This window comes from Streptococcus cristatus, from assembly GCF_003943815.1.
GTDB lineage: Bacteria > Bacillota > Bacilli > Lactobacillales > Streptococcaceae > Streptococcus > Streptococcus cristatus_F.
Genome location: NZ_RJNA01000002.1, coordinates 42,869 through 67,067 on the forward strand (window position 1 = coordinate 42,869; position 24,199 = coordinate 67,067).

Below are 24,199 nucleotides of genomic sequence, written 5' to 3' on the forward strand. Positions count from 1 at the left end.
ATTACTGCATAGTCAATCCGCCATCAATCGCGATGACCTGACCAGTGAGGTATTCCTGACCTGCTAAGAATAGGGCGACATCTGCTACTTCTTCGGTATTGCCGAACCGTTTCATTGGGATTTGAGCCAGAGAAGCTTCTTTGATTTTTTCAGAAAGCCCGTCTGTCATATCCGATTCGATAAAGCCTGGGGCAATCACATTGACACGGATATTGCGCCCAGCCACCTCACGAGCAACTGACTTAGAAAATCCAATCAAGCCAGCTTTAGAGGCTGCATAGTTGGCCTGACCGACATTACCAGTCAAACCGACAACACTTGATAGGTTGATAATTGCTCCCTGACGAGCCTTGGTCATTGGTTTCAAGACAGCTTGCGTCATATTGAAGGCTCCAGTCAGATTGACCTTCAGCACTTGCTCGAAGTCTTCCTCTGTCATCTTGAGCATAATCTTATCGCGGGTAATTCCAGCATTATTGACCAAGACATCTACAGAACCCAAAACTGCAATCGCCTCTTCAATCATTCGCTTAGCATCAGTACCATCAGACACATCGCCTGAAATAGCCACGACTTTGACCGGATAGCCAGCAAACTCAGCCAAAACTTCGTCTGAAATTTGACCACGACCGTTCAAGACAATATTGGCACCTGCACTTGCAAACTTATGGGCAATAGCCAGACCAATCCCACGGCTAGAGCCAGTAATAAAAACATTTTTATTCTTTAATTCCATTGGTATTCCCCATTATTTTTCCAGTAGGGCTGTTAAAGTCTCCACACTTTCAACATGATAAACAACTGCTGATTTATCAATTTTTTTCAGAAAGCCAGACAATACTTTCCCTGGACCAATCTCGATAAACTCAGTCACACCAGCTTCCTGCATTTTAGCGATACTATCGTAGAAACGAACCGGCTCCATGACCTGACGAGTTAACAATTCCTTAATTCTGCCAGTTTCCATGATATCCGCCTCTGTATTGCCCACTAGCGGAAGCTGAAAATCAGCAAATTCTGTTTCAGCCAAAACCTGAGCTAATTGCTCACTGGCTGGTTTTAAGAGTGCTGTATGGAAAGGACCTGAAACATTCAGCGGAATCAAGCGTTTCACACCTGCTTCCTTGAGGAGTTCTACCGCTTTATCCACCGCTGCCACATCTCCCCCAATGACGATTTGACCTGGAGTGTTGTAATTGGCAGGAGAGACCACTCCTAGCTGACTAGCTGTCTGACAGGCTTCCTCGATAAGAGCCACGTCCGCATTTAGGACCGCAACCATCTTTCCAGAACCAGCAGGAGCTGCTTCCTCCATGAAAGCTCCACGTTTTGCGACTAGAGCTACCGCTGTTTTAAAGTCCAGCGCGCCAGCAGCTACCAAGGCAGAGTATTCACCTAGAGAGAGGCCAGCCACCATATCAGGCTGGATGCCTTTTTCTGCCAACAGGCGATAAATAGCAAGAGAAGTTGTCAAAATTGCTGGCTGAGTATAGCGAGTTTGGTTGAGTTTTTCCTCATCCTGGTCAATCAATGCCCGAACATCATAGCCCAGAACTTGACTCGCTTCCTCAAAAGTCGCCTTAACCACATCATACTGCTCATAGAGGTCACGAGCCATTCCCAGATATTGGGCTCCCTGACCAGCAAATAGAAAGGCTGTCTTAGTCATTTCTAGTTACTCCTGCCCAACGTTTTGCTTCCTGCTGAATCTTTTCAGCAGCGCCATAATAGATATCCTTGAGGATTTCTTCGACCGTTTCTTCCTTGCTGACTAAGCCGGCAATCTGACCGGACATGACGGAACCATTTTCCACATCGCCACGGACAACTGCATTGGCCAAGGCACCAGCACCTAGATTTTCAAAAACAGTCAAGTCTGGATTTTCTTGCTTGAAGGCTTCTTTTTCAGCCTTTTCAAAATCGCGAGTCAGCTTATTCTTGAGCGCACGAACCGCATGACCGAAGTGTTGAGCAGAAATTGTCGTATCGATATCACGAGCTTTCAAAATCATATCTTTATAATTTTGATGGGCATTTGATTCCTTAGCTACAACGAAGCGTGTGCCGACCTGAACCGCTTCTGCTCCCAACATAAAACCAGCCGCAGCACCAGATCCATCCGCAATACCACCAGCCGCAATAACTGGAATGTTAACTGCTTCTACAACCTGACGAACCAAGGTCATGGTCGTTAACTTACCGATATGACCACCAGCTTCCATTCCTTCAGCAATAACGGCATCTGCTCCGATTTTTTCCATCCGTTTAGCCAAAGCCACACTTGGTACAACAGGAATCACAGTAATACCTGCTTCGTGGAAACGAGCCATGTACTTGCTTGGATTGCCCGCACCAGTCGTTACCACTTTTACACCCTCTTCGATCACCAAATCCACGATGTCATCTACAAAAGGCGACAAAAGCATGATATTGACTCCGAAAGGACGATCCGTCAAAGACTTAATCTTGTCAATATTAGCTTTCACCACTTCCTTAGGAGCATTTCCGCCACCGATGATCCCAAGACCACCAGCCTTTGAAACAGCACCAGCCAAATCACCATCTGCAACCCAGGCCATACCACCTTGGAAAATAGGATATTTAATATCTAATAATTCTGTAATTCGTGTTTGCATAATACCTTCCTCATAATCATTGCTTAAGTAATAGCTTGAGCCCAAACCGCTAGATAGCAACCTTTTTACTTTGAAATTCAAACTATTACCTAAACAAGAGAGAATATCTTGCGATACTCTCAAATCTTTATTATTTTGTTTTTTCTTCTACGTAGGCAACCAAGTCACCAACTGTTTTCAAGCCTTCTTCAGTTTCGATTTGGATGTCAAATGCATCTTCGATTTCTGAAATTACTTGGAACAAATCCAATGAATCTGCTTCAAGATCATCGAAAGTTGACTCAAGTGTAACTTCTGATGGCTCTTTACCAAGTTCCTCAACGATAATTTCTTGTACTTTTTCAAATACTGCCATGGATAGACTCCTTTAAAAATATATTTTTTATCTATGTGTTTCCACATGATTAACTAAATTGTAACAATAAGCGTGCCCCATGTCAAACCTCCACCGAAACCTGACAATAAAATAGTCTGATCTCCGTTCAGTTTAATCAAGTCCTGTTGGACACACTCAGATAATAAAATCGGGATGCTAGCTGCACTAGTGTTGCCATATTCCATCATATTAGCAGGTAGTTTTTCCCGAGAAACTCCGAGTTTCTTAGCCATTTTATCTAAAATTCGGATATTAGCCTGATGCAAGAGCAGATAATCAAGCTCCTCCACTGAAAATGGACTCTCTTCAATGGTATTTTTGATAGACTGTGCCACATCACGAATAGCGAAATCAAAGATTGCTCGGCCTTCCATTTTCAAATAGCGATCATCAACTTGCTTTTCCGAAAACGGAGAGGACAAACCAAGTCCACCACAAGTCAGACTCTGACCTCTCAAGCCATCAGTAAACTGACTTTCAGCCCAAAAATGCTGCTTTTCTGCCGCTTCAAGCAAGACTCCTCCAGCCCCATCACCAAACAAGACTGACGTCGCACGATCCGACCAATCAACGACTTTCGAAAGCGTTTCGCTACCGATGACCAAACCTCTTTGATAGCGACCAGAGGAAATGAACTTTTCTCCAGTTGATAAGGCAAAGATGAAGCCACTGCAAGCTGCCGTCAAGTCAAAAGCAAAAGCCTTGGCAGCTCCAATATTGGCCTGCACCCTAGCTGCAGTTGACGGCATCATAGAATCCGGAGTGATCGTCGCAATAATGATAAAATCAAGCTGATCAGCAGACAGTTGGGCCTTTTCTAGCAATTGCTCAGCAACCTTTGTAGCTAAATCACTGGTTGACTCAGTCCGAGATAAATGTCGCTGTTTGATACCTGTTCGACTTGAGATCCATTCATCGCTTGTATCCATCATCTTGGCCAGATCATCATTTGTGACAATCTGCTCTGGAGCATAATGAGCTACTTGAGTGATTCTTGCATAGTTCATTATTTCAACTCCTCTAAAAAATTATACAAGTTCTGCAAACCTTTTTGCATTGCATTTTTTTCTTCTGGGGACATTCCTTCCACTACTTGCATGACCATGCGATTGTGGAATCGTTTATGAAGGCGATACAAGAGCCTCCCCTTCTTAGTCAAACTCAGATGAACTACACGACGGTCAATGGATGAACGGCGACGCTCGATATACCCTTTACGCTCCAAGTTATTCAAGCTGGTTGTGACAGTCCCCAAAGTGACTAACAATTCCTTTGAAATATCGCTTGGAGTCGCATTAGGCATGGTACCAATAACATCAATAGTGTGCATTTCTTTAATGGAGACGTCTTTAAATTGACTGCCTCGGAGGCTGGACTCTTCAATAACCAAAACATTATTAAAAATGGATGTTAAATAATCATTGACTAATTGATAATTCAAACCAACACCTCCTTCATAAATACTTTGACATTCAAATTTTATCAGATCTCAAAATAATTTGCAAGTCCCTTTGAAAATTTATTTGATTTTCAAACAATTTTCTTATCCTGCAAATCCTTACTTACCTGTAAATTGTGGACGACGCTTCTCAGTATAAGCTTGGACACCTTCTTTGAAGTCCTCAGTGAAAGCAAGAGACTTCTGTAAAGATAACTCCAACTCCGCATATTCTTTCCAACCGCTGAAAAGGCTCTTCCAGACCATTTCTTTCATAGCTCTGTAAGAATTCAGCGAACCACGTTTTAACTTCTTCAGCAACTGTTCCGTTGTTTTTTCCAGTTTTTCTGCTTCACAAACTTTATAGAGCAAACCATAATCCAGAGCCTTCTCTGCTGTCAGGGCCTCTCCTGTCATGACCAAATGAGTCGCTCGAGTCACACCAATTGCCCGAGTCAGAAGATAAAGCCCACCGGCATCTGGCGCTAAGCCAACTCCCACAAAAGCTTGTATGAAGCGAGATTTTTCTGTCGCAATGCAGAAATCGGCAGCCACGACCATATTGGCAGCTGCACCAGCAACAGGGCCATCCACACTCATAATAACTGGCTTGGGTAGCCGTTTCATGGCAAAGGAAATGTCATTGACCAGCTCTGCAATTTTTACCAAGGATTGAATATCGTCAGCACTGACAGCTCTTTGCATCTCTGCTAGGTCGCCACCGACAGAAAATACTTTCCCATTAGCATTGAACACTAAAAACTTTACTGCCTCATCATTTGCGGCCAGCTCAATCGCTTCTAAAATCTCCTCACACATGGGGATATTGAAACCATTTGAAACTTCAGGGCGATTGAAGGTAATAGTCGCCACTTCATCAACTACCTTATAAAGAATACCATTAAAAGTCATTCTAACTCNATTCCAGACTGGGTACTTACAGTCATTTTATTTCATAATTAAATAATTTGATAGTCAAATTACATTTATTCTAGCATAAAAGATGTAAGAAAGAAAACAAAAACTGGAAAATTTGATTTTATATTCGTTTTTTGCTTTTTTTTTTGAAACAAATTTACATAAAGCAGTGCTTCTGATAGATTTGCAAAATTTTCAGAATTTTGTTATAATTTTTCCTAAATCATGTTTAGGAGTTTCTATGAAAGTTGTAAAATTTGGCGGAAGTTCACTTGCTTCTGCTTCACAATTAGAAAAAGTCTTACATATTGTAAAGTCTGATGCTGAGCGTCGTTTCGTCGTCGTTTCCGCACCAGGAAAAAGAGATGACCAAGATACAAAAGTCACCGATGCCCTGATTAAGTATTATCGCCAGTACATTGCAGGAAATGATGTCTCCAAGGAGCAAAATTGGATTATTAAGCGCTACTCCGATATGGTCTCTGAGCTAGGTCTAAAATCTGCAATTATTGAAAAGATCTCTAAGAGCATCATCTCCCTAGCTACTCTGCCAATTGAGAATAATGAATTTCTTTACGATACTTTCCTAGCAGCTGGTGAAAACAACAATGCTAAGCTCATCGCAGCTTACTTTAACCACAATGGCATTCCGGCTCGCTACGTGCATCCTAGAGAAGCTGGACTAGTGGTTTCAAGCGAACCAGGTAATGCTCGGATCCTTCCTTCAAGCTATGATAAATTGGAAGAACTAATCCATTCCGATGAAGTCCTTGTCATCCCTGGCTTCTTCGGTGTCACTCAAGATGGACAGATCTGTACTTTTTCTCGTGGTGGCTCAGATATTACAGGGTCAATTATTGCAGCTGGTGTCAAAGCTGATGTCTATGAAAACTTCACTGATGTAGACGGCATCTTTGCTGCTCACCCTGGGATTATTCATAAGCCACGCTCTATCGCTGAGCTTACTTACCGTGAAATGCGAGAATTAGCCTATGCAGGTTTTACTGTCCTTCACGATGAAGCTCTGCTTCCAGCCTATCGCGGAAAAATTCCACTCGTTATCAAAAATACCAACAATCCAGAGCACCCTGGTACTCGCATTGTCCATAAACATAGCGAAGATCATCCTCCTGTTGTAGGAATCGCTGGTGATTCTGGCTTCGTAAGTATTAACATGTCCAAGTATCTCATGAACCGAGAAGTTGGATTTGGCCGAAAGGCGCTTCAGATTTTGGAAGATTTAAATATCGGTTGGGAGCATATGCCAACAGGAATCGATGATCTTTCCATCATTCTTCGCGAACGTGAATTAACTCCAATTAAAGAAGAAGAGATTCTACGCCAGCTTGTACAAAAAGCAGAAGTAGACTACGCTGAGATTGAGCATGATCTTTCTATCATCATGATTGTCGGCGAAAAAATGAAAAGTCATATCGGGGTAACTGCTACTGCGACTAGAGCTCTTTCTGACAACAAAATCAATATCCAAATGATGTCACAAGGTTCCAGTGAAGTTTCTATCATGTTTGTTGTCAATAAGAACCAAGAAAAAGAAGCCATCCGTGCTTTATATAAAGCATTCTTTGGCAACTCAGAAAGCAATGAATAAACCGAATAAATAAACAACAAAGACCTAGCTCTATGTGGAGCCAGGTCTTTCCTTATTCTTTCTTGCTTATAATAAACCTTTTTTCTTTTCCAAGATCAGGTCTTTGACAGATATCAACAGGACAGCCAGCAAAATCATGCCCATACCTACAAAATCAAGCAGATAAAAGCGTTCATTCATAATGACAAAGGCAAAGAAGACCGCTGAAATTGGCTCAATCGAGGCTAGGAGGCTAGATTTGACAGGACCGACCAAGCTTGTTCCCTTCAAAAAGACGGTGTAAGCAAAGATTGTTCCAATGACAATGATGCCGACCAAGGCCAGAAGGATATCCGAACGGACTTGCCACTGATGCTGGAAAATACCGCTAAAAGGAAGGAGCAAGATACCTGCAATGGTCATGCCAATCCCGATGACCAGCATGCTTCCCCACCTTTTAATGAGCTCAATCGGCAACAGAATATATAGCGCGTATGTAAAGGCCGAAAAAACACCTAAAAATAAGCCTTTTGGCGTCATCGAGAGCTGATTGACCTGACCGTGGGTCGCAATCAGAAAGGTTCCACCTATGGCTAGAATCATTGAACAAATCTGAGCCACAGTCGGTGCTACTCTGTCTTTGATACAAGTGTATGCCAAAACACCAACAGGACAGAGATATTGTAAGACCGTTGCTGTTCCTGCATTCGTCTCATGAATGGCCGCTAAATATGCATATTGATTGATGAATAAGCCTAAGACTGCAAAAATTAAAATGTGTAGTAGAGAATTCTTGTCTTTCCAAATCTCCTTAAAAGAATCTTTATTTGTCGCATAAGCCAACATCATCAAAACCAAACCCGCTAGCAACAAGCGCACATTGGTCAAGCTCAGTGCCGAAAAACCATGCACCATCAGATATTGACCACTTGTTCCCGATAAGCCCCAAGCAATTCCCGCAGCCAAGGTATAAAGGGTTCCCCTTAAAACTTTTGACATCCCAAACCTCTTTCTGTTAGCTTTGATCATTATAACATAAACCATAAAGAAAAATCAGTCTGTTTCGACTGATTTTTTATGATTTAGCTGAGCTTAAAGATGTTTAATTCTCTATCTCAAGAAGTAGATAAGGCAGACCTAAGATATGCCCAATAATTCCTAGCATAGCCCGCATTCCAGAAGCTGTAACGAGTACTTTCTGGCCATCTTTCACTTGAATCTTATGAGATTTCATAAAACTTTGTCCAACCTGTAGTTCAGCACTGTCTCCCTCAAAAGTCAGCGTTTTACTTTCATCATTCGCAAGTTTATCCACAAGTTGACCATTAGATATACCGCAACATTTTGGGCAACTCCAACTATACCCGTAGAACGCGTAATTGTAAATTTTGACATCAAAGACTCCCTTACTTCAATCCAGCCTATCAACAAAAACTTTTCAGTTTATTCTTCAATCCTAGCTGAGTAAAAAGGCAGAAGAAACATTAAAGCCATAGCAAGAAGCAATAAAATTGCACGCACTAGGCCACCAAAGAACAGGCCGAGCAATAAAACTCCTAGACAGCTAGAAAAATTCGTAAAATTCGTTTCAACCAACAAGGTTTGCCCTGCTTTAACTGTCACTGGCTTGGTTCTCATAGGAGCAGCTCCTACACGAACAACAGCTTCTTCTCCCTCAATAGGAAAGACAGCCTCGTCACCATTCTGGATTGTACCAACCTTTTGACCATTGATTAAAATTGGAAAATTCCCAATAATCCCTACAAAACCTGTTCCACGTTTTACTTTAATTTCTGACATAAGGACTCCTTTATTTTTTATCTATTTTACCATAAGTTCCATTCAAATAAAAGGTAAAAACCAGCCTCACGACTGGTTTTCCCCTTATTTCTAAAGTTTTTCCAACTCTTCATTGAGCAATTTTTGTGCTACTTGCGGGTTGGCTTGACCCTTGGTAGCCTTCATCAATTGACCGATCAAGGACTTGGCCGCATTCTTGTTTCCGCCCTTATAGTCATTGATGGCTTTTTCATTATCCGCAAAGACTTGCTGGATAATAGGAAGAAGTTGAGCAGGGTCTGAGATTTGAATCAGGCCTGCTTTTTGTACATATTCCTTAGCAGAACCGCCATTTTTAGCCAGATGGACAAAGACCTTCTTGGCAATCTTAGAGGAAATTGTGCCATCTGCAATCAGCGCAATCATCTCAGTCAGGTTCTCAGGTGTCAGCTCAATCTCAGAGATGGTCTTGCCTTCGGCATTGAGGTATTGAGCCACTTCTCCTTGGAGCCAGTTAGAGACAGATTTAGCATCGCCACCTGCCGCAACAGCTGCTTCAAAGAAGTCTGACACAGCCTTCGTAGCTGTCAGCTGCTTGGCATCGTAGTCAGACAGACCGTAGTCGCCCACATACTTGGCACGGCGCTCTTTTGGAAAGGCTGGCAGGCTACTGCGCACTTGCTCAATCCAAGCATCTTCGATCTCAAAGATAGGCAGATCAGGCTCTGGGAAGTAACGATAGTCAGCCGAACCTTCCTTGACCCGCATGAGCAGAGTTTCGCCAGTTGCTTCATCATAGCGACGGGTTTCCTGACGGATTTGACCGCCACTGCGTAGGATTTCTGCCTGGCGTTTTTCCTCAAATGCCAGACCCTTACGGACAAAGTTGAAGGAATTAAGGTTTTTCAGCTCAGTCTTAGTACCAAATTCTTCCTGACCGTAAGGACGGATGGAAATATTGGCATCGACCCGCATGGAGCCCTCTTCCATCTTGACATCCGAAATGCCCGTGTACTGAATGATTTCCTTGAGGGCAGTCAGATAGGCATAGGCTTCTTCTGGACTGCGCATATCCGCTTCGGATACAATCTCAATCAGAGGCACCCCTTGACGGTTGAGGTCCACATAAGAATAGCCGTCACTACCGTGGGTATTTTTTCCTGCATCTTCTTCCAAGTGGGCCCGCTCGATACGGATTTTCTTGGTCGTGCCATCTTCTAGCTCAATCTCAATCCAGCCATTGTAGCCAATCGGCTCATCAAACTGAGAAATTTGATAGGCTTTTGGATTGTCCGGATAGAAGTAATTCTTGCGGTCAAAGTGCATCTTCTGGTGAATATCCATGTTCAAAGCCAGAGCAGCCTTGATACCATAGTCAATGACACCCTTATTCATAACAGGTAGAACACCTGGGAAGGACCAGTCAATGATATTGGTGTTGGCATTAGGATCTTCACCGAAGTGAGCTGGAGCTGGTGAGAAAATTTTTGAATTGGTCTTCAATTCAACATGGACTTCCAGTCCGATAACTGTTTCAAAGTTCATTATTTTTCACCTCCAAAGATAACTGGCTGCTGTTTGTGATAGTCAGTCGTCGCTTCAAATGCTGCGGCTGCCTGATAGATGGTCGCTTCATCGAAGTGGTTCCCAATCAGCTGCAGGCCGACAGGAAGACCATCTGCAAAGCCAGCTGGGATTGAAATGCCCGGCAGGCCAGCCAGATTGACTGGAATGGTCAAAAGGTCAGCCAAATACATGGCCACAGGATCCTGGTTTTGGCTGCCCAAGTCATAAGCAACCGTTGGTGCAGTTGGACCTAAGATCAAATCATATTTTTCAAATACCTTGGCAAAATCTTGCATAATCAAGGTACGAACCTGACCAGCTTTCTTGAAGTAAGCATCGTAGTAACCAGATGACAAACTGAAAGTACCCAGCATGATGCGGCGTTTCACCTCTTCACCAAAGCCTTCGCTACGAGATTTGACATAGACATCTTCTAGATTTTCAATTCCTTCTGCGCGGTAGCCATAGCGAATACCGTCAAAGCGCTGCAGGTTAGAGCTGGCTTCAGAGGAAGCGATGATATAGTAAACAGCCACGCCATACTTGCTGTGGGGCAGGCTCACTTCTTCAACAATCGCACCTAGACTTTCCAAGTGCTTGGCTGCTGCCAAAATTGTTTCCTTGACCTTGCTGTCAATTCCCTCACCCATGTATTCCTTAGGCAAGGCAATCTTCATACCCTTGATGTCTTGGCCAATTTTGCTAGTAAAGTCTGGCACTGCTTCTTGTGATGATGTCGAATCCTTAGGATCATTACCAGAAATAACATTCAAAAGCTGGGCATTTTCCTTAACCGTCTGAGAGAAAGGCCCAATCTGGTCTAAAGAAGAACCAAAAGCAATGAGACCAAAACGAGAAACCCGTCCGTAAGTTGGTTTGAGGCCGACTACACCGTTAAAGGAAGCAGGCTGGCGAATAGAACCACCCGTATCTGAACCTAGTGATAGACGAACCTGACCAGAGGCAACTGCTGTCGCTGAACCACCAGATGATCCGCCAGGAACCTTGCTACTGTCCCAAGCATTCTTAGTCGTCTTAAAGTAAGAGTTTTCGCTGGAACCACCCATGGCGAACTCGTCCATGTTGGTCTTCCCGACGATAATCATATCCTTACCATAGAGCTTTTCTACACTGGTTGCATCGAAAATCGGCTTATAATTGTAGAGTATCTTGGAGGCAGCCGTCGTCAAGATTCCCTTGGTTGAGATATTGTCCTTAACTGCCAGCGGAATCCCGCTCATGAGATTGTCAGCATCAATGCCCTTGGCATCCAGAGCCGCAGCCTGTGCCAAAGCTTCTTCTTCGCTGATAGTGATGAAACTGTCCACGGCAGCTTCACGTTCTTTGATGTCTGCCAAAGTCGCCTGAGTTAACTCTACTGCAGAAATTTCTTTCTTGACCAGCAAATCATGCAACTCTTCAATGGTCTTGTGATTAAAAGTCATTAGGCATCTCCTCCGTCATCTAGGATGGCAGGCACTTTGATGTAGCCCCGCTCTTTTTCAGGTACATTTTGGAAAAGCTCTTCCCGGTTCCAGCCTGGCTGAGCCACATCTTCTCGCATATAGTTGATGTTAGCTGCCACATTGGAAGTGAAAGGCACACCCTCCGTATCCACTTCATTGAGCAATTCGACCATGTCGACAATTTTAGACAAGGTTGTCGCAAACTCAGCTGTCTCTTCTGGTGAAAAAGCCAGTTTTGACAGTTTTGCAACGTGACTTACTTCTTCTTGAGTAATCTTCATCTCTGATTCCTTTCATAAGATAGACGAGCATGAATACCGACCGAAAACGATAAATCTAAGAAAGATCTTTGTTTTCGAAGTATTTAACTCGCATTGTTTTGCTAAGATAGAGGCACTAAGCTCTCTTAGCTGCGACCTCTTTCTTTGACTTCTTCCTGATTTCTTCAGGAATTCACATCATTTCATTTTACCATATTTCCGGCTAATTCTTCAATTCCAAATACAGTTCTTTAAGCTGTCTTTGGTTCACCAAACTCGGACTTTCCAACATAGGGTCAAAGCCAGTACCATTTTTAGGAAAGGAAATGACCTGGCGGATATTTTCTTCCCCAGCCAAAATCATAACTAGACGATCTAAGCCCAGAGCCAAGCCACCGTGTGGTGGGAAGCCGTACTCCAAGGCTTCTAGGAAGAAACCAAAGTCCCGCTCATAGTCTTCTCGGCTCATGCCCAATAGCTCAAACATCGCTTCCTGATCCTTCCGATCATGAATCCGCAGACTCCCACCGCCAATTTCATAGCCATTCAAGACGATGTCATAAGCGTGACTGCGGAATTGGTCTGGCTCCTGACCTTCTTCAAAAATACCCTGTGTGAAAGGATGGTGCATGGCTTGATACCGGTTTTGGTCTTCATTCCACTCCAACAGCGGCCAATCCACAACCCAGAGGAAATGAAGTAGGCTTGGGTCAATCAAATCCAAAGTTTTTGCGACTTCTATGCGCAGATGTCCCAAAGCTTCCTGAGCCCGACGCTTCTTGGCCATGACTAGCAGAATCAAGTCTCCATCCTTGGCCTCAAAACGTGCTAGTAAATCCTGACTCTCAGCCTCAAAGGTGCTAGCCAAATCTCCAACCAACTGGCCATTTTCAACTTTTAGACTGGCAAAACGACTGCAGCCAAATTCCTTCATTTCCTGATAGTAGTGACTCAGCTGTTTCTTGCTAAAAGCACTAGCTGCATCTGGCACACAGATTCCCATCACTTCCTCTTGGCTATCCAAGGCTTTCTTGATGAGAAGCGAGTCATTGGACTGGCACAAATCCGTCAAACTCTTCAGCTCTAAACCAAAGCGTGTATCTGGCTTGTCAGAGCCGAAGCGGCCCATAGCCTCTTCATAGCTGATAGTTGGAAAAGCTTCCGTCAGCTCTAAACCATGAGTTTTCTTAACGACAGCCTTGAGCATAGCTTCAACCAGAGCTCGGATTTCTTCCTCGCTGGCAAAACTCAGCTCCAAGTCCACCTGAGTAAACTCTGGCTGACGATCGCCCCGCAAGTCTTCATCGCGGAAGCAACGAACAATCTGATAATAACGCTCAAGCCCAGCTCCCATCAGCAACTGCTTGAGCATCTGTGGACTCTGTGGCAAGGCGTAGAACTGATTTTTAAAGACCCGACTAGGAACTAAGAAATCCCTAGCCCCTTCTGGTGTTGACTTGGTCAGATAAGGCGTCTCCACTTCCAAAAAGTCCAAACCGTTTAAATATTCCCGAATGGTTGAGGTGACCTGATGGCGCAGTTTGAGGTTATGTGTCATCTTCTCACGGCGCAAGTCCAGGTAGCGGTATTTCTGACGCAGATCTTCCCCTGTATGGGCATGCTGATCCAACTCAAAAGGCAGAGGCTTACTGCTAGCAATAACCTCAATCTTTTCAGCCCTCAGCTCAACCTTACCAGACTTGATGGACTTATTGACAAAACGCTCTTCCCGCTGAACGACTTTCCCCGTCACTGCAATGACATCCTCTTTGCCAATGTCTTCCAGCTTAGCAAAATCTTCAATCTCACCGCCAACGAAGACCTGCAGCAAGCCCTCACGGTCCCGTAATTCAATAAAGGCTAGCTTGCCGTGATTGCGGATATTGGCTACCCAGCCAGTTGCGGTCATGGTCTGTCCGACCTGCTCTAAACCGTAGTTTCCGATAAAAATTTCTTTCATATACTTTCCCTCTCACATCAATTTGTAGCTTCGCCCTGTTGTTCAGGATATTACCACGTTCTTCCATCGTCTTCACTTGAATAGCGGCAAAAGAAAAGGGCCTCCGTCTCTGAAACAGACGAAAGCCGTGGTACCACTGTTATTCGCTACCCTAAAAGGCAGCCTCTGAGCTCGTAACGTGAGCGACGTTTATGCTTAATCACACAAAAGATCACGAAGCATGTTCTTCGGTTTTTGCTTTCTTGGTACTGCTCTCAGCTATCAGTACTCTCTGTGCAAGTCAGCAAGCCTACTCTGCTTCTCTTTTACTCTTAAATTGTATCTATTATAGTCGAACCCAGAACATTTTGCAAGTGGTTTAAGGCAAATTTGTGATTTTCCTCTGAAATCGAAGCCACAGCCGTTTCTACAACCTGAATCTGATAACCAAGATTATAGGCATCAATCGCTGTATGCAGGACGCAAATATCCGTCAAGACTCCTGTCAAAATAACTGTATCTACCTTTCTTTCCCGCAGGCGGATATCTAAATCCGTGCCAGAAAAAGCAGAATAATGACGTTTATCCATCCAAAAGACCCGAGGGTCTGCTTGATGCTTCTCATAAAAATCAGCCAAAGGACCATAAAGATTACGACCACTGGTTCCTTTGATATTATGAGGTGGAAACAGCTTGCTCTCAGGATGAAAGGCATCATTTTCATCGTGGGCATCAATAGTAAAGAAGATATAGTCGCCCCGATCAAAAGCTGCCTCGGTTACTTGAGCAATGGCTTCAGAAATTGCCTGAGCTGGCGCTCCTGCTGTCAGCTTGCCCTCATCTGCAACAAAATCAACTGTATAATCAATGGAAATCAGCGCTCTTGCCATTAGTAATCCCTCTTTTTAATTTCCTCAAAAACATCTGGAATCAGGACTTTCAGATAAGTTCCCTTCATCCCCAGCGAGCGGCTTTCAATAATCCCCGCACTTTCCAGCTTGCGCAAAGCATTGACAATCACTGAGCGGGTAATTCCGATGCGGTCAGCAATGACAGAAGCCGTCAGTTGCCCTTCATTGCCATTGAGCTCGCCCAGAATAGCTGAAACAGCTCTTAGCTCTGAGTAAGACAGAGTATTGACCGCCATGGTCACAGCTGTCCGGCGACGGATGTTCTTCTCGTCCTCTTCCCGCTGGAAGTTAAGCAGCTGGATACCGACCACTGTGCTGGCAATCTCAACCAGAATCAAGTCATCATCCAAAAATTCTTTATCATTGCGCCAGATAATCAGCGAGCCCAAGCGAATTCCTGAAACATGAATGGGAGCAATGGTAGTCAGGCCATCTGGAAATTCATCCTTGGTTTCCACTGGGAAAATGGTTAAATCGTGAGTTACAGGCAGATTAGCCTCCGTCTCATACACCATGTTTGCTTCTTGGACGTATTCTTTGGGGAATGTCTTGTCTTGGAAAAAGGCTTCTACACGATCATTATTTGTCTTGTAGCGCATGAAATAGCCCAAGAGACGACCCTTGCTGTTGATGATGCAGGCATTGCAATGAATAATATCAGCAAGCTGGCGAGTGATCGCATTGTAAGGAAGTTCCTCCTGAAGTTGCTCTTCTGAACGTTTCAAGATAGAAGTAATCTTCCTTGTTTTTTCTAATAGTTTTGCCATACATTTACCTCGTATTTAGTCTCCTTGATTGTACCATAATCGACCGAAATTTTCAATAATTATCTGAAAATTGTGTATTGAAAAAAAATTCGCTACAATTCTGAAAGATTCAGAATTTAATGATTGCGAAAAAATCACTTCATCAAAAAAACCATTTAAAACAATTCTTAGACGAATTTATTTTAAACGGTTTATGACTTGTATTTTATGCTTATCTGCGGTATTGGCGCAGGAAGCGCGTCATTTTTTCTTGGATTTGAGCTAGCTCATCCACCCGCGGCAGATAAACGATTCGGAAATGATCTGGATCCTTCCAGTTAAAGCCTCGTCCATGGACAAGGAGGACTTTTTCCTGCTTGAGGAAATCCAAGACAAACTGCTCATCATCATCGATACGGTACATTTCTCGATCAATCTTCGGGAAGATGTAAAGACCCGCCTTAGGTTTGACTGCAGACAAACCTGGAATATCTTGAATGGCATTGTAAATGAAGTTTCTCTGTTCATAGATACGGCCACCTGGCAAAAGCAGTTCATCCACCGACTGGTGACCTCCAAGCGATGTTTGGACGACCTGCTGGGCCAAGACGTTGGAGCACAAGCGCATATTGGAAAGCATATTAAGACCTTCGATATAGCCTTTAACATGCCGCTTAGGACCAGATAGCACCATCCAGCCAACTCGGAAGCCAGCGATACGGTGGGATTTTGACAAGCCATTCATACTAACGCAGAAAACATCAGGAGCCAGACTAGCTACAGGCGTATGCACATGTCCATCCATCACCATGCGGTCATAAATTTCATCCGCGAAGATAATAAGATTGTTCTGGCGCGCAATTTCCACAATCTCTAACAAAAGGTCGTCAGGATAAAGTGCTCCTGTTGGATTGTTAGGATTGATGATAATGATAGCCTTAGTATTAGAGGTGATTTTTGACTTGATGTCGTCAATATCTGGATACCATTCTGCCTGCTCATCACAGACATAGTGAACAGCATTCCCACCAGCCAGACTAACTGCAGCCGTCCAGAGCGGGTAGTCCGGCATCGGTACTAAGACCTCATCTCCATCATCCAAGAGTCCCTGCATAGACATAACAATCAGCTCGCTGACTCCATTTCCAAGATAAATATCATCGATATCAACATTAGGGAAATTTCTGAGCTGACAATACTGCATAATGGCCTTACGGGCTGAGAAAATCCCCTTAGAATCAGAGTACCCCTCACTATCACGCGCATTCATAATCAAATCATGAATGACCTCGTCTGGAGCAGTGAAACCAAATTCGGCTGGATTTCCTGTGTTCAGGCGGAGAATTTTTTCTCCATTAGCCCGCATCCGCATCGCTTCATCCAAAACCGGTCCACGAATATCATAGGCTACATGCTCCAGTTTGCTGGACTTATTAAATTCTTTCATCCTATTTTCCTCAATTCATCTGAATGATTTTATTATACCACCAGAAAAAAAGATTGACAATCAGGAAGAATTTGGGAAAGCTCGTTTGAATTAAAATATATCTTATAACTTAGGAAAATACACGTATCCATCACAATAATTTCACTTGATTTCTGAATTTCATTTGCAGCTTTACTTTTTTTCTGAAAAGGTTTACAATATAAGTGAAGATATTAAGAAGCTCGAATCTAGGATTCGACAAAAGATGGAGGTAGCTTTATGACTCAACAAAAATATGAAAATATCATGGTCGCTGTTGACGGCTCTCGCGAAGCAGAACTCGCTTTTGAAAAAGGAGTTAATGTAGCGCTGAGAAATGCTTCTCGTTTGACAATTGCTCATGTGATTGATACACGGGCTCTCCAAAGCGTCTCAACCTTTGACGCTGAGGTCTACGAAGACCTCCAAGAAGAAGCACAAAAGTTGATGACAGAATACAAGGAAAAGGCGCAAAAAGCAGGGGTCAAATACGTTGATATCGTCATTGAATTGGGCAATCCCAAAACCCTCCTGTCAACTGACATTCCTGACGAACACAAGGTTGATTTGATTATGGTCGGAGCTACCGGTCTCAATGCCTTTGAACGCCTCCTAGTCGGCTCATCATCTGAGTATATCCTTCGCCACGCGAAAGTGGACTTACTGGTCGTTCGTGACAAAGAGAAAACATTCTAAAATATCTAGTAGGTTGCTGCGATAGCTATGCCCTACTTCCCTCATAACTATAAGTTAAAATCCCTCATTAGGTTAGCCTAGTGAGGGATTTGTGTTTTAGAACAATAAAAATCTTATTTCAGCTTACCTTTCAAATACCGGCCAGTGTAGCTGGCTGGATTGGCTGCAACCTCTTCTGGTGTACCCGTCGCAATAATCGTACCACCACCGACACCGCCTTCTGGGCCTAGGTCGATGATATGGTCAGCTGTCTTGATAACGTCCAGATTGTGCTCAATGACGAGGACTGTATTGCCATCGTCCACGAAGCGAGCTAAAACCTTGAGCAAACGAGCAATATCCTCTGTATGAAGCCCTGTCGTCGGCTCATCCAAGATATAGAAGGACTTACCAGTCGAGCGCTTGTGAAGTTCGCTGGCCAGCTTCATCCGCTGGGCTTCACCACCTGACAAGGTCGTGGCTGGCTGCCCTAGAGTCACATAGCCTAGTCCCACGTCCTTGATGGTCTGGAGTTTACGGGCAATTTTCGGAATATGCTGAAAGAACTCTACCGCATCATTGACCGTCATGTCCAGAACCTGAGCGATATTCTTCTCCTTGTAGTGGACTTCCAGAGTCTCACTATTATAGCGAGTGCCGTGGCAGACCTCACAGGCCACATAGACGTCAGGTAGGAAGTGCATCTCAATCTTGATAATCCCATCACCCGAGCAGGCCTCACAGCGACCGCCCTTGACGTTAAAGCTGAAACGGCCCTTCTTGTAGCCGCGAATCTTGGCTTCATTGGTCTTGGCAAACAGATCGCGAATATCGTCAAAAACTCCAGTATAGGTAGCTGGATTCGAACGCGGTGTCCGGCCAATCGGGCTTTGGTCAATATCAATCAAGCGGTCCACATGCTCAATGCCACTGATTTTCTTGAACTTACCTGGTTTGGCAGAGTTGCGGTTAAGTTTTTGAGCAATGGCTTTTTTAAGAATAGAGTTGACCAGCGTTGACTTACCGGATCCAGAAACTCCTGTCACAGCGATAAATTTGCCCAAGGGGAATCTAGCCGTGATATTCTGCAAGTTATTCTCCTGAGCCCCTGTCACTTCAATAAAGCGGCCATTACCTACACGGCGGTCCAATGGTACGGGGATCTCGCGCTTACCTGACAAGTATTGGCCAGTAATAGACTTCTTATTCTTAGCCACTTGCGTCGGAGTGCCGGCTGCAACGATTTCACCACCGAAAACACCAGCTCCTGGTCCCACATCAATCAGCCAGTCCGCCTCCCGCATGGTGTCCTCATCGTGCTCGACCACAATGAGGGTATTGCCCAGGTCGCGCATCTTCTTGAGGCTGGCAATCAGGCGGTCATTGTCACGCTGGTGCAAGCCAATAGAGGGCTCGTCCAGGATATAGAGGACCCCACTCAAGTTAGAACCAATCTGAGTCGCCAAGCGAATCCGCTGACTCTCACCTCCTGATAGAGTCCCAGCCGAGCGAGACAAAGTCAGGTAATTAAGACCAACGTTATTGAGGAAGGTCAGGCGGTCATGAATTTCTTTAAGAATAGGCCGCGCAATCGTAGCTTCATTGTCAGTTAAGCTAAGCTTGTCCAACTGGACCAAATGATCTGCAATAGACAAGTCTGAAATCTCACCGATATGCAAGCCATCTTCACCGCCAACCTTGACAGACAGAGCCTGAGGGCTGAGTCGATAACCATGGCAAGCCGCACAAGTCAGCTCATTCATATATGTCCGCATCTGCGTCCGAGTAAAATCACTATTGGTTTCATGGTAGCGACGGTTGATATTGGTGACAACCCCCTCAAAGGGAATGTCAATATCGCGTACGCCGCCAAATTCATTTTCATAATGGAAATGGAACTCCCGTCCATCTGAGCCAAAGAAAATCAACTGCTTTTCTTCCTCAGTCAGCTCCTCAAAAGGCTTGTTCATATCAATGCCAAAGGCTGCCATAGCCTGCTCCAGCATCTGTGGATAGTAGTTGGAGGAGATGGGGTTCCAAGGCGCTAGCGCTCCTTCGCGCAAGGTCTTGCCAGCTTCTGGCACGACCACATCTAGATCCACTTCCAGTTTAACTCCCAGACCATCACAGTCTGGACAAGAACCAAAAGGCGCATTGAAAGAGAAGAGACGTGGCTCTAGCTCAGGCACTGTAAAGCCACATACTGGACAGGCATAGTGCTCAGAAAAGAGTAGTTCTTGACCGTCCATGGTATCAATCACCACATAGCCCTCAGCAATCCGCAGAGCTGCTTCAACCGAGTCAAAGAGGCGGCTGCGCACTCCTTCCTTGATGACAATTCTGTCCACCACGACTTCAATATCATGCTGCTTGCTCTTAGAAAGCTCTGGCACTTCTGTTACATCGTAGACATCGCCATCCACGCGCACCCGGACATAACCATCTTTCTGAATCTTATCAAAAACGGTCTTATGCTGTCCCTTTTTCTTGCGAATGACCGGCGCTAAAACCTGCAGCCGCTGACGCTCTGGCAATTCTAAGACCTTGTCGACAATCTGTTCAACAGACGAAGCCTTAATAGCTCCATGTCCATTGACACAGTAGGGCGTTCCAACACGCGCATAGAGCAAGCGCAGGTAATCATTGATTTCAGTGGCAGTTCCCACTGTTGAGCGCGGATTTTTACTGGTCGTCTTCTGGTCAATGGAAATAGCTGGGCTGAGACCATCAATCGAGTCCACATCCGGCTTTTCCATATTGCCCAAAAACTGCCGAGCATAGGCCGACAGACTCTCTACATAGCGGCGTTGCCCCTCAGCATAGAGGGTGTCAAAAGCCAGACTGGACTTGCCCGAACCAGACAGACCAGTCACCACGACCAGCTTGTCTCGGGGGATTTCTACATCAATATTTTTTAAATTATGAGCTCGCGCTCCATGAATCACAATTTTATCTTGCATCTCTTCCACACTTTACCTTTAGACTTCTTCTATTATAGCAAATTTTTCTGCAAACTTTTTCCCAAAAGACTAGAATTTGTAGTATAATAAGACGGTGCTTATAAACGATTCTAGGAGGAGATATGAAGCAAGTATTTTTATCAACAACAACCGAGTTCAAGGAAATTGATACACTTGAATCAGGAACTTGGATAAATATGGTCAATCCTTCCCAAAATGAATCTTTAGAAATCGCAAACGCCTTTGGCATTGACATAGCTGACCTACGAGCACCCCTCGATGCCGAGGAAATGTCTCGTGTCACCATCGAGGATGAATACACACTGATCATCGTAGACGTACCCATCACCGAGGAGCGGAATAATCAGACTTACTATGTCACGATCCCGCTTGGTATTATCATCACAGAAGAAGCTATCATCACAACTTGCTTGGAAAAGCTGCCCCTGCTGGATATCTTTATCCACCGTCGCTTGCGTAACTTTTATACTTTCATGCGGTCACGTTTTATCTTTCAGATTCTCTACCGCAATGCCGAGCTGTATCTTACGGCCCTGCGTTCCATTGACCGTAAGAGCGAGCAGATCGAAAGCCAATTGCACCAGTCGACTCGAAACGAAGAACTGATTGAGCTCATGGAGCTAGAAAAGACCATCGTCTATTTCAAAGCTTCCCTCAAAACCAATGAGCGCGTGATTAAAAAACTAACCAGCTCTACTAGCAATATTAAGAAATACTTGGAAGATGAGGATTTGCTGGAAGATACCCTGATTGAGACCCAGCAGGCCATCGAGATGGCTGATATTTATGGAAACATCCTCCACAGCATGACAGATACTTTTGCGTCCATTATTTCCAACAACCAGAACAATGTCATGAAGACACTTGCTCTGGTAACCGTTGTTATGTCTATCCCGACCATGCTCTTCTCAGCCTACGGGATGAACTTCAAAGATAATGAACTGCCTCTAAACGGCGAGCCCAATGCCTTCTGGATTATCATGTTTATCGCCTTTGCTCTGAGCGGCTCTCTAACCCTCTACCTCTTCCATAAAAAATTATTCTAACCACCAGAAAGGACGCTTATGTCACAAATAGTATCAGACAAACTAACCAAGAAAAACAAGGAATTTCTCCACATTGCTACTCATCAACTCCTCAAAGATGGCAAATCCGATGAAGAAGTGAAGGCAATCTTAGAGGAAATCATTCCAAACATTTTAGAAAATCAAGCCAAGGGTATCCCTGCCCGTGCTCTCTATGGGGCACCAACTTACTGGGCTTCTTCTCTCACTGCCAAAGAGCGCTATGATGCCGAGCATCCCAAGCAAAATGATGATCCTAAATGGATGATGCTGGATTCTGTCCTCTTCATTTTCGGTTTCTTTACCGTTCTGACTTCCATCGTTAATTTGGCATCTTCTCGACCATCTGTTTACGGCATGACGACACTTGTCTTTGGTAGTATTGTCGGGGGTCTCGCTTTCTACGCCCTCTATCATTTCGTTTACCGTTTTTACGGACCAGACACTGACCGTAGCCAACGACCACACCTACTCAAATCAATCCTTATTATGCTAGCAGCCATTGGGCTTTGGACCCTTTCAATCATTGGTTCTAGCTTACTGCCTGACTCTCTCAACCCACATTTTTCAAATATCGCCGTTGCCATCATCGGAGGGATCACCCTAGCACTCCGTTTCTACCTCAAGAAGCGCTTCAATATCAAGAGTGCGACTATGGGACCAGCGAAATATTAAACAGCATAAAAAAGAGGTTTTGCAACCTCTTTTATTTTGCCCTTTTTGAAAAGTATAAGACCAAGTCGTCGTTATTCTCGCACGAAGCATAGGACGTGAGTGGCTGATTTTGAAACCAAACTCCTGACCCATCTGGCATATAACCACGACCCACATACAGTCGTTGTGCTGGACCATAGCCTTTATGTAGCCCAACACCCAAGCTGACCACATCTGAATAATGCTGCGCTGCTTGCTCAGCTTTGTCCAATAAAGCTGTCCCAATTCCTCGCCTTTGGAAACTTTCAAAAACATTAAAATCCGTTAACTCAGGATAAAGGCCAGCAAAAGGTCCATGCTTTGCCAATGGGATGACTGTAATGTAGCCAGACAAAAATTCCCCAACAACCGCCACCAAAACTTGGCGCTCACCCGCCTCTTGCTCCAGAAAGTAGTTTTTTAAAATCTCTCTCCGACCAGACCAACCTTGCTGGATAAAAGCATTCGATAAGCCTTCAATATCCTCAAAAAGCATCTTTCTGATGGCTAGTTCTTCTGTCATGGCAAACCTCCCATATCTTGATGGTTTCTTCTATTATAACACTGTCCCTTTCTATCATCAAGACAGCAAAAATCCCTGCTAGAAGCAGGGATTCATATTAGTCTTCATTTACGAAAGGCATCAAAGCCATTACGCGAGCGCGTTTGATAGCTGTTGTTACTTTACGTTGGTTTTTAGCTGAAGTTCCTGTTACACGACGAGGAAGGATTTTCCCACGTTCTGAAACGAAACGGCTAAGAAGCTCAGTATCTTTGTAATCAACATATTCAATCTTGTTTGCTGCGATGTAATCAACTTTTTTACGGCGTTTGAATCCGCCACGACGTTGTTGAGCCATGTTATTCTCCTTTATATTATAGTTCTAGTTTTGTCCATTATTAGAATGGTAAATCATCGTCTGAGATATCCATCGGGTTTGAATTGCCGAATGGGCTTTCTTCACGAGAAAAGTTCGGTACTTGGTTGAATGAGTCAGCATTACCATAGCTTGATGCAGAATTTCCACCGAAGCCACCGCCACCAAAGCCAGCTGAAGGATGCCCTTCACGGCTTGCACGACTTTCCAGAAGCTGGAAGTTGTCTGCAACGACTTCTGTGACATAGACACGCTGGCCTTGCTGATTGTCGTAGTTACGAGTCTGGATGCGACCAGTAATTCCGATCAAAGCGCCTTTTTTGGCCCAATTAGCAAGATTTTCTGCCTGCTGACGCCAGATAACAACATTGATAAAGTCCGCTTCACGCTCACCACTTTGGTTTTTAAAGTTGCGATTAACAGCCAGAGTAAAGGTTGCGACCGCTTGGTTTTGCGGTGTATAGCGAAGTTCAGCATCACGGGTCATACGTCCCACAAGTACAACGTTATTAATCATAATTTACCTTCTTAAGCGTCAAGTTTGACGATCATGTGACGAAGAATGTCAGCGTTGATTTTTGAAAGACGGTCAAACTCTTTAAGAGCTGCATCGTCGTTTGCTTCAACGTTAACGATGTGGTAAAGTCCTTCACGGAAATCTTGGATTTCGTATGCAAGACGACGTTTTTCCCAGTCTTTTGATTCAACAACAGTTGCACCGTTGTCAGTCAAGATAGAGTCAAAGCGTGCTACCAAAGCGTTTTTAGCTTCTTCTTCAATGTTTGGACGAATAATATAAAGAATTTCGTATTTAGCCATT

At 44.2% G+C, this 24,199-nt stretch carries 26 protein-coding genes; 4 read left to right on the forward strand and 22 right to left on the reverse strand.

Annotated elements, in window-relative coordinates:
* Position 1 precedes the first annotated feature (1 nt).
* The 7 genes from fabG to fabM form a co-directional block, all read right to left on the reverse strand.
* Positions 2-736, reverse strand: a complete 735-nt coding sequence (gene fabG, locus D8872_RS01420; protein WP_125389701.1) for a 3-oxoacyl-[acyl-carrier-protein] reductase — start codon at positions 734-736, stop codon at positions 2-4.
* 12 nt (positions 737-748) lie between these two features.
* Positions 749-1,669: an ACP S-malonyltransferase gene (fabD, locus tag D8872_RS01425; RefSeq protein WP_061422234.1), complete on the reverse strand. Its 921-nt coding sequence runs from the start codon at positions 1,667-1,669 to the stop codon at positions 749-751.
* Positions 1,662-2,636 (reverse strand): enoyl-[acyl-carrier-protein] reductase FabK, encoded by a 975-nt coding sequence (fabK, locus tag D8872_RS01430; protein WP_005591707.1) that lies wholly within the window; start codon positions 2,634-2,636, stop codon positions 1,662-1,664. Before fabK ends, fabD begins: the two co-directional genes overlap by 8 nt.
* Positions 2,637-2,766: 130 nt before the next feature.
* Positions 2,767-2,991, reverse strand: a complete 225-nt coding sequence (locus tag D8872_RS01435) for an acyl carrier protein (protein WP_005591706.1) — start codon at positions 2,989-2,991, stop codon at positions 2,767-2,769.
* A 53-nt stretch (positions 2,992-3,044) separates the two neighbouring features.
* Positions 3,045-4,019 carry a beta-ketoacyl-ACP synthase III gene (locus tag D8872_RS01440; protein ID WP_125389702.1) on the reverse strand — a complete coding sequence of 325 codons (975 nt, stop codon included), beginning with the start codon at positions 4,017-4,019 and terminating at the stop codon, positions 3,045-3,047.
* A complete protein-coding gene (gene fabT / locus D8872_RS01445) occupies positions 4,019-4,453 on the reverse strand; it encodes a fatty acid biosynthesis transcriptional regulator FabT (RefSeq protein ID WP_005591704.1) in 435 nt (144 codons plus the stop codon). The genes D8872_RS01440 and fabT overlap by 1 nt, the downstream gene beginning before the upstream one ends.
* Positions 4,454-4,570: 117 nt before the next feature.
* Complete coding sequence (fabM, locus tag D8872_RS01450; RefSeq protein ID WP_125389703.1) at positions 4,571-5,362, reverse strand: trans-2-decenoyl-ACP isomerase; 792 nt, start codon at positions 5,360-5,362, stop codon at positions 4,571-4,573.
* 247 nt (positions 5,363-5,609) lie between these two features.
* Between fabM and D8872_RS01455 the strand changes: the two genes are divergently transcribed.
* Complete coding sequence (locus tag D8872_RS01455) at positions 5,610-6,977, forward strand: aspartate kinase (RefSeq protein ID WP_125383417.1); 1,368 nt, start codon at positions 5,610-5,612, stop codon at positions 6,975-6,977.
* A gap of 66 nt (positions 6,978-7,043) precedes the next feature.
* Here the strand turns inward: D8872_RS01455 and D8872_RS01460 are convergent, their stop codons facing one another.
* The 10 genes from D8872_RS01460 to D8872_RS01505 all read right to left on the reverse strand — a co-directional run bounded on the left by D8872_RS01460 (position 7,044) and on the right by D8872_RS01505 (position 17,070).
* Positions 7,044-7,955 carry a DMT family transporter gene (locus D8872_RS01460; protein ID WP_125389704.1) on the reverse strand — a complete coding sequence of 304 codons (912 nt, stop codon included), beginning with the start codon at positions 7,953-7,955 and terminating at the stop codon, positions 7,044-7,046.
* Positions 7,956-8,058: 103 nt separating this feature from the next.
* Positions 8,059-8,271: a hypothetical protein gene (locus D8872_RS01465; protein ID WP_260471658.1), complete on the reverse strand. Its 213-nt coding sequence runs from the start codon at positions 8,269-8,271 to the stop codon at positions 8,059-8,061.
* 128 nt (positions 8,272-8,399) lie between these two features.
* Positions 8,400-8,756, reverse strand: a complete 357-nt coding sequence (locus D8872_RS01470; protein WP_125372541.1) for a hypothetical protein — start codon at positions 8,754-8,756, stop codon at positions 8,400-8,402.
* A gap of 90 nt (positions 8,757-8,846) precedes the next feature.
* Positions 8,847-10,280 (reverse strand): Asp-tRNA(Asn)/Glu-tRNA(Gln) amidotransferase subunit GatB, encoded by a 1,434-nt coding sequence (gene gatB, locus D8872_RS01475; protein WP_005591698.1) that lies wholly within the window; start codon positions 10,278-10,280, stop codon positions 8,847-8,849.
* Positions 10,280-11,746 (reverse strand): Asp-tRNA(Asn)/Glu-tRNA(Gln) amidotransferase subunit GatA, encoded by a 1,467-nt coding sequence (gene gatA / locus D8872_RS01480; protein WP_125389705.1) that lies wholly within the window; start codon positions 11,744-11,746, stop codon positions 10,280-10,282. The genes gatB and gatA overlap by 1 nt, the downstream gene beginning before the upstream one ends.
* Positions 11,746-12,048 carry an Asp-tRNA(Asn)/Glu-tRNA(Gln) amidotransferase subunit GatC gene (gene gatC, locus D8872_RS01485; protein ID WP_005591696.1) on the reverse strand — a complete coding sequence of 101 codons (303 nt, stop codon included), beginning with the start codon at positions 12,046-12,048 and terminating at the stop codon, positions 11,746-11,748. The genes gatA and gatC overlap by 1 nt, the downstream gene beginning before the upstream one ends.
* Positions 12,049-12,250: 202 nt before the next feature.
* On the reverse strand, positions 12,251-13,987 hold the full coding sequence (gene aspS, locus D8872_RS01490) for an aspartate--tRNA ligase (RefSeq protein WP_125389706.1): 1,737 nt from the start codon (positions 13,985-13,987) through the stop codon (positions 12,251-12,253).
* 311 nt (positions 13,988-14,298) lie between these two features.
* Complete coding sequence (locus tag D8872_RS01495; protein ID WP_125389707.1) at positions 14,299-14,856, reverse strand: cysteine hydrolase family protein; 558 nt, start codon at positions 14,854-14,856, stop codon at positions 14,299-14,301.
* A complete protein-coding gene (gene codY, locus D8872_RS01500) occupies positions 14,856-15,644 on the reverse strand; it encodes a GTP-sensing pleiotropic transcriptional regulator CodY (RefSeq protein ID WP_005591692.1) in 789 nt (262 codons plus the stop codon). Before codY ends, D8872_RS01495 begins: the two co-directional genes overlap by 1 nt.
* A 211-nt stretch (positions 15,645-15,855) precedes the next feature.
* Complete coding sequence (locus tag D8872_RS01505) at positions 15,856-17,070, reverse strand: pyridoxal phosphate-dependent aminotransferase (RefSeq protein ID WP_125389708.1); 1,215 nt, start codon at positions 17,068-17,070, stop codon at positions 15,856-15,858.
* A 258-nt stretch (positions 17,071-17,328) separates the two neighbouring features.
* On the opposite strand from D8872_RS01505, the gene D8872_RS01510 reads away from it, so the two are divergent.
* The gene (locus tag D8872_RS01510; RefSeq protein WP_048763464.1) at positions 17,329-17,784 is read left to right on the forward strand and encodes a universal stress protein; all 456 of its coding nucleotides are present in this window, start codon (positions 17,329-17,331) and stop codon (positions 17,782-17,784) included.
* A gap of 113 nt (positions 17,785-17,897) precedes the next feature.
* Here D8872_RS01510 and uvrA read toward each other — a convergent pair whose 3' ends face one another.
* Positions 17,898-20,723, reverse strand: coding sequence for an excinuclease ABC subunit UvrA (uvrA, locus tag D8872_RS01515; protein ID WP_125389709.1), 2,826 nt, complete (start codon positions 20,721-20,723; stop codon positions 17,898-17,900).
* A 122-nt stretch (positions 20,724-20,845) separates the two neighbouring features.
* Between uvrA and D8872_RS01520 the strand changes: the two genes are divergently transcribed.
* Positions 20,846-21,790: a magnesium transporter CorA family protein gene (locus tag D8872_RS01520; RefSeq protein WP_125383408.1), complete on the forward strand. Its 945-nt coding sequence runs from the start codon at positions 20,846-20,848 to the stop codon at positions 21,788-21,790.
* A gap of 18 nt (positions 21,791-21,808) precedes the next feature.
* Entirely contained in the window at positions 21,809-22,483 is a 675-nt protein-coding gene (locus tag D8872_RS01525; protein ID WP_125389710.1) for a DUF1129 domain-containing protein, read from the forward strand.
* A gap of 31 nt (positions 22,484-22,514) precedes the next feature.
* On the opposite strand, the gene D8872_RS01530 is transcribed toward D8872_RS01525, so the two are convergent.
* The 4 genes from D8872_RS01530 to rpsF form a co-directional block, all read right to left on the reverse strand.
* A complete protein-coding gene (locus D8872_RS01530; protein ID WP_125389711.1) occupies positions 22,515-23,024 on the reverse strand; it encodes a GNAT family N-acetyltransferase in 510 nt (169 codons plus the stop codon).
* 97 nt (positions 23,025-23,121) lie between these two features.
* The gene (gene rpsR / locus D8872_RS01535; RefSeq protein WP_000068664.1) at positions 23,122-23,361 is read right to left on the reverse strand and encodes a 30S ribosomal protein S18; all 240 of its coding nucleotides are present in this window, start codon (positions 23,359-23,361) and stop codon (positions 23,122-23,124) included.
* Positions 23,362-23,401: 40 nt separating this feature from the next.
* On the reverse strand, positions 23,402-23,896 hold the full coding sequence (locus D8872_RS01540; protein WP_125389712.1) for a single-stranded DNA-binding protein: 495 nt from the start codon (positions 23,894-23,896) through the stop codon (positions 23,402-23,404).
* A gap of 11 nt (positions 23,897-23,907) precedes the next feature.
* Positions 23,908-24,198 (reverse strand): 30S ribosomal protein S6, encoded by a 291-nt coding sequence (rpsF, locus tag D8872_RS01545; RefSeq protein WP_002896497.1) that lies wholly within the window; start codon positions 24,196-24,198, stop codon positions 23,908-23,910.
* Between the last annotated feature and the right edge of the window lies 1 nt (position 24,199).

Excerpts from the sequence above, each read along its gene's own strand:
- aspS (WP_125389706.1), bottom strand. The coding sequence starts at position 13,987 with ATGAAAGAAATTTTTATCGGAAACTACGGTTTAGAGCAGGTCGGACAG.
- gatA (WP_125389705.1), bottom strand. The coding sequence starts at position 11,746 with ATGACTTTTAATCACAAGACCATTGAAGAGTTGCATGATTTGCTGGTC.
- D8872_RS01495 (WP_125389707.1), bottom strand. The coding sequence starts at position 14,856 with ATGGCAAGAGCGCTGATTTCCATTGATTATACAGTTGATTTTGTTGCA.
- gatC (WP_005591696.1), bottom strand. The coding sequence starts at position 12,048 with ATGAAGATTACTCAAGAAGAAGTAAGTCACGTTGCAAAACTGTCAAAA.
- uvrA (WP_125389709.1), bottom strand. The coding sequence starts at position 20,723 with ATGCAAGATAAAATTGTGATTCATGGAGCGCGAGCTCATAATTTAAAA.
- D8872_RS01525 (WP_125389710.1), top strand. The coding sequence starts at position 21,809 with ATGTCACAAATAGTATCAGACAAACTAACCAAGAAAAACAAGGAATTT.
- D8872_RS01455 (WP_125383417.1), top strand. The coding sequence starts at position 5,610 with ATGAAAGTTGTAAAATTTGGCGGAAGTTCACTTGCTTCTGCTTCACAA.
- D8872_RS01435 (WP_005591706.1), bottom strand. The coding sequence starts at position 2,991 with ATGGCAGTATTTGAAAAAGTACAAGAAATTATCGTTGAGGAACTTGGT.
- D8872_RS01510 (WP_048763464.1), top strand. The coding sequence starts at position 17,329 with ATGACTCAACAAAAATATGAAAATATCATGGTCGCTGTTGACGGCTCT.
- rpsR (WP_000068664.1), bottom strand. The coding sequence starts at position 23,361 with ATGGCTCAACAACGTCGTGGCGGATTCAAACGCCGTAAAAAAGTTGAT.
- D8872_RS01540 (WP_125389712.1), bottom strand. The coding sequence starts at position 23,896 with ATGATTAATAACGTTGTACTTGTGGGACGTATGACCCGTGATGCTGAA.
- fabG (WP_125389701.1), bottom strand. The coding sequence starts at position 736 with ATGGAATTAAAGAATAAAAATGTTTTTATTACTGGCTCTAGCCGTGGG.
- D8872_RS01505 (WP_125389708.1), bottom strand. The coding sequence starts at position 17,070 with ATGAAAGAATTTAATAAGTCCAGCAAACTGGAGCATGTAGCCTATGAT.
- fabD (WP_061422234.1), bottom strand. The coding sequence starts at position 1,669 with ATGACTAAGACAGCCTTTCTATTTGCTGGTCAGGGAGCCCAATATCTG.
- fabK (WP_005591707.1), bottom strand. The coding sequence starts at position 2,636 with ATGCAAACACGAATTACAGAATTATTAGATATTAAATATCCTATTTTC.
- D8872_RS01530 (WP_125389711.1), bottom strand. The coding sequence starts at position 23,024 with ATGACAGAAGAACTAGCCATCAGAAAGATGCTTTTTGAGGATATTGAA.
- D8872_RS01520 (WP_125383408.1), top strand. The coding sequence starts at position 20,846 with ATGAAGCAAGTATTTTTATCAACAACAACCGAGTTCAAGGAAATTGAT.
- fabM (WP_125389703.1), bottom strand. The coding sequence starts at position 5,362 with ATGACTTTTAATGGTATTCTTTATAAGGTAGTTGATGAAGTGGCGACT.
- rpsF (WP_002896497.1), bottom strand. The coding sequence starts at position 24,198 with ATGGCTAAATACGAAATTCTTTATATTATTCGTCCAAACATTGAAGAA.
- codY (WP_005591692.1), bottom strand. The coding sequence starts at position 15,644 with ATGGCAAAACTATTAGAAAAAACAAGGAAGATTACTTCTATCTTGAAA.
- D8872_RS01440 (WP_125389702.1), bottom strand. The coding sequence starts at position 4,019 with ATGAACTATGCAAGAATCACTCAAGTAGCTCATTATGCTCCAGAGCAG.
- D8872_RS01470 (WP_125372541.1), bottom strand. The coding sequence starts at position 8,756 with ATGTCAGAAATTAAAGTAAAACGTGGAACAGGTTTTGTAGGGATTATT.
- gatB (WP_005591698.1), bottom strand. The coding sequence starts at position 10,280 with ATGAACTTTGAAACAGTTATCGGACTGGAAGTCCATGTTGAATTGAAG.
- D8872_RS01460 (WP_125389704.1), bottom strand. The coding sequence starts at position 7,955 with ATGTCAAAAGTTTTAAGGGGAACCCTTTATACCTTGGCTGCGGGAATT.